We start from the raw sequence: 577 nt of genomic DNA on the forward strand, positions 1-577 counted from the left end.
CCATGCCGCCGCTGCCGAGCACTTCCTTGAGCACGAAGCGCTTGTTCAGTATCGATCCCGTTTTCAGTGCTTCGGATTTCTCTTCCTTATGAAGCTCCCTGAAAGTTGCGGTAGCCTGAACAGCGGCATCAGCATCAGCCGCAACCGGCCTTTTTGCCGGCTGAGTCAGAACGGTGGCATCATCGTCAACCATAGCTGGCTTTTTCGCCGGCCGGGCTAGAACAGTAGCATCGTCGACCGCAACCGGCTTTTTCGTCGGCTGGGCCAGAACGGTGGCGTCAGCATCCTGCTCAGGCGTGCGCGTTAATGCGCCTGCCTCATCCGATGGCTGGCGCATGGTTCTTGTCGGCGCGATTTGCGTAGCATCATCGGCTAGATCGTCTGCATTCATTGTATTTCTCTATATCCAAAAAACAGTGCGAATACCCTAAAGGCACAAGTGAATTCGCACCTACAACTTACTTTATCTAACAATGCCTGTCTTCTCAGCTCCTTGGTACGAAAAAGAACGGGCTACCTTCATGCCCTGCATGCTGCATGGCGGAATACTGCGGACTTTGCTGAAAGCCGATCTGTG

Annotated in this window: 1 pseudogene; it reads right to left on the reverse strand. The window is 53.7% G+C overall.

From position 1 onward, the window contains the following. Nucleotides 1-391: pseudogene (locus tag IT781_RS22145) on the reverse strand (hypothetical protein); the annotation flags it as partial. Nucleotides 392-577 lie beyond the last annotated feature (186 nt).

The sequence above is a fragment of the Methylobacter sp. BlB1 genome (assembly GCF_015476545.1).
GTDB lineage: Bacteria > Pseudomonadota > Gammaproteobacteria > Methylococcales > Methylomonadaceae > Methylobacter.